The organism is Blautia sp. JLR.GB0024, assembly GCF_037000545.1.
GTDB lineage: Bacteria > Bacillota > Clostridia > Lachnospirales > Lachnospiraceae > Blautia > Blautia celeris.
On the sequence record NZ_JBANBF010000039.1, the window covers coordinates 1 to 3,424 of the forward strand.

3 protein-coding genes are annotated in these 3,424 nt (G+C 47.9%); all 3 read right to left on the reverse strand.

All coding sequences use genetic code 11. From position 1 onward, the window contains the following. Positions 1–88: 88 nt before the first annotated feature. From V8Q34_RS27300 to V8Q34_RS27310, 3 genes are read right to left on the reverse strand one after another with little or no spacing between them, the layout of a single operon-like run. Positions 89–1,117, reverse strand: coding sequence for a tyrosine-type recombinase/integrase (locus V8Q34_RS27300; RefSeq protein ID WP_335836684.1), 1,029 nt, complete (start codon positions 1,115–1,117; stop codon positions 89–91). Beyond that, complete coding sequence (locus V8Q34_RS27305; RefSeq protein WP_335836685.1) at positions 1,107–2,057, reverse strand: tyrosine-type recombinase/integrase; 951 nt, start codon at positions 2,055–2,057, stop codon at positions 1,107–1,109. Before V8Q34_RS27305 ends, V8Q34_RS27300 begins: the two co-directional genes overlap by 11 nt. Beyond that, a complete protein-coding gene (locus V8Q34_RS27310) occupies positions 2,054–3,280 on the reverse strand; it encodes a site-specific integrase (RefSeq protein WP_335836686.1) in 1,227 nt (408 codons plus the stop codon). The genes V8Q34_RS27305 and V8Q34_RS27310 overlap by 4 nt, the downstream gene beginning before the upstream one ends. Positions 3,281–3,424 lie beyond the last annotated feature (144 nt).

The window sequence follows — 3,424 nt, forward strand, 5'->3', positions numbered from 1 at the left end:
GATTATTCCGATTTCCGGTTTATTCCGATAAACCGTTTTGAAAGCCGTATTCTCACGTATTCTGAACAAGTTTATCGGAATAATTCTTTTAGTAGCCTCGCACAAGCCGACCGATGATATCAGCATCTTCCCAAGCCGGGAACTCCATCTCTATATCTGTGAGCGGAAGACTCTCGGACGCTTTTTCCACAGCCTGTCGTTTCATCTCCGTGTCTGCATAGGCATAAATCAGTGTCGTTTCCGGGTCTTCATGCCCTAGGAATTCTGATAACACTGCGAGCGGCATACCGCCCTGGTATAGATGCATTGCACGGGAGTGTCTTATCATATGTGGATGAACGTTTTCTGGCACATGAGGGTTCTGGCTGCATGTCTGGATGGCATATTTTTTTAGGAAACGGGCGACATTGTCATCAGACATGGGAGTCTTTTGTCCTTTATGCATTGTATAAAACAGTGGGGAACTCCTGTCACTGCCCTTATGGAAAGAGGTCTTATATTTCGCAAACATGGCCATGGTCTCCCTCGTCAATGGGACCAGCCTCGGCTTGGAGCCTTTCCCAAACAGACAGATGCACGCATTGTCTGTGCTGATGTCCGATAGTTTTAGCCCTAGCATTTCCCCGTTGCGGGCTGCGGAATCATACATCAGGGTCAGATAAAAGCAGTCCCGCAGGCCTTTGGGCGATAAAATATCAATGCATCCTATGATGGAGGCAATGACATCCTTTGCCATATGGCTTACGACCCGTGAACTGTCGATTCCCTTCTTTAACGGGATCGTGCGCAGATCCTCATGCACCACGTATGCTTCCGGGCATGTGCAGGACGCATATTTAAAAAATGCACGTATGCAGCTGAGGCGGTTATTCCTCGTGGATGTTTTCCAATGCCTGACTGTTTCCATTCTGTCGAGGAACGCTGTCAGCAGTTCCGATGTAAAGGATTCAAACTCCAGTGCGCCTGCCGTCATCCCCCGTTCCTGAAGGAGATACCGGAGCAGTAAGTTCCATGCCATATGGCTGGTGTCTATTGTTTTTTCACTGCTGCTGCGCTGTTTTGGCAGATATATAGAAAAGTAATCTCTGAGCTTTTTCCAGAAAGGGTTATTCTTCATAGGCCGCCTCCGGTACAACATCAGAGATATCCATGCAGTCCATCCGGGAAAGGCGGTCAGGCATAAGGTGCAGGTAATAACAGGTCTCATGGAAGGTCTGGTGCCCCATGTAGGCACTCAGGTAAGGCATATATCGGTCAAAGTCCTTCCCATCCTCCATCCATCCGGTGATACGCCGGGTAGCAAAGTTGTGCCGAAGGATGTAAGGTGTGCAGTATTCAAGTCCGTCTGGGTTTCCTGCCTTTTCCCAGCACTTGTGGAAAAGGGTCTGGATGCTTGCGGCATTGTGTTCCTTTTTGTTTCTGTTAGGAAAAAATACATTTGTTTCCGGATATATCCGGCGCGCGATCCCATCATATTTCCTGCACATGACCATAATCTTGTGGGGGACCGCAATGCATCTGTCCTTATGCCGTTTGGAATCCGCAATGTAAACGGTGTCATGTAAAAAATCGAAATCCTGCCTTGTAAGATGCCTCGTTTCCTGTGGCCTCATGCCTGTGGAATACTGGAGCCTGAAAATGACAGCCGCAGTGTATGTCAGGAGCGGACAGCATTTATTGTACGGGTACTCATCAGCCGCTTTAAAGAAGCGCTGCAGTTCCCTGTCATTCATGATATATGGCATGCGCCGCTTCTTATGGCTGAAATAATCTGCCGGAAAGATGCAGGCTGTCTTGCCGGCCATGGCCTGGTATCTGCCAAGGTTCCTGAGTGCAGCCACATCCGTCCTGACTCCCCGTCTTTCGCGGATGGCATTGAGGTAAGAAAGGGATATCTCCCATGTGAGGATACTGGTGTCGGGAAAGTTCTTCTGACAGTAGCGGTCAAAAGCTGCCAGCTCCTGCGTGTAGCATGATTCCGTATATCCAAGGACCCCCCGCCATTCCATCATATCCCGGATGTCGACGGCAAACCCACTGTGAAAGGAAGGTTTCATACCAGCCCCTCCTTTTCTGTATGCATTTCACCAAGATCCAGGGCACATTCCCTGAGTGTTTCCGTGTCCAGAGATATATACCGCTTGGAGGATTCCATGCTGCCATGGCCAAGGATTTGGGATACCGTGGAAATGGGAACACCGGACATCACCATATTTGTTCCTGCTGTCCTGCGCAGTGCATGGAATGACCTCCCGTCCCAGCCGGTGCGCTCAATTCCTGCCTTTTCCAGGTATCTGCGCAGGCAGCCGTTAAATGCTGTTGGGTTCATGGGGGTGATTGACGGTGAGTTCCTGAGCCTGAGAAAAATATATGGGCAATCTGTCTTATACCTTGCGTGCAGGATATAGTCTGCAATGGCATTCCCCACATCGACAGGCAGTGGCAGTTCCAGCACTGTGTTCGTTTTCTTTTGGACAACCCTGACCGTTTTTCCTGCCCAGTCGATATCGGTAAGCATTAACTTTGAAATATCGGAAGCCCTGAGACCGATCCGAAAAGAGGTCACAAATATGGCGTAATCCCGCCGGCCTTTGTCGGTGGAACGGTCTATCTGTGCAAAAATGCGATGGATATCATCATCCGTAAAACAGGGCAATGCTTTCTGTCTCTGTCTGCCGGCATTTTCAAGGAAACGGTCCACATCCAATTCCACGATGCCTTCCGAACGCAGGAAACAGACGAATTTTCTCATTGTCCTTAAAAGCTTTGCCATGCTGCTTTTGTGGTTCGGGGCTTCCTGGCGGACAAAGTCCAGGACGTTTAAAGCGGTCATGCGTGCTGCGCTGGTCACTTTGGACTGTTCAAGGAAATATAGGAATTGCCGGATGATGCCCGCTCCTCCCCTGACAGTACCGGGGCTGAGTGTTTTTAACAATTCCCGGCAGAATCCTTCCAGAAGTTTTTCATAGTTCTCACAGACCGGATACAGTGTAAAGGTGATGGATTTCCACATGAAATACCCATTTTCAAAATATCCTGCAGTCGTGTAAGCTATCTTTGCGGTTTCCTTTGCAGCGAACTTTTTCAGGGAAAGGCATTTTACCCTGCAGAAATCCTCTGCATTCCGATGACCAAAGGCATCAAGATGTTTTTCGACACAGAATAGAAAAACATCCTCATAATGCTTCTTATAGCGTTCCAGAACATATTTTGATAATTGAAGTTTTTCTGTACTTTGGATCAGATAGTCAAAATGTTTCCTTAATGTGTTTGCTTCCATGTATAGGGCCCTCCTATTTGCCCAATATCATGGAAACATGGCGTAACTATATCTGCAAGAATTATTCCGATTTTTATTTGTGAAACACGGTCAAGGAACAGAGCTTGATGATACAATCGGAATAAACCGGAAATCGGAATAATC

What these genes read in the sequence shown, in the direction of transcription:
- V8Q34_RS27300 (WP_335836684.1), bottom strand. Translation starts at nt 1,117, where the DNA reads ATGAAGAATAACCCTTTCTGGAAAAAGCTCAGAGATTACTTTTCTATA.
- V8Q34_RS27305 (WP_335836685.1), bottom strand. Translation starts at nt 2,057, where the DNA reads ATGAAACCTTCCTTTCACAGTGGGTTTGCCGTCGACATCCGGGATATG.
- V8Q34_RS27310 (WP_335836686.1), bottom strand. Translation starts at nt 3,280, where the DNA reads ATGGAAGCAAACACATTAAGGAAACATTTTGACTATCTGATCCAAAGT.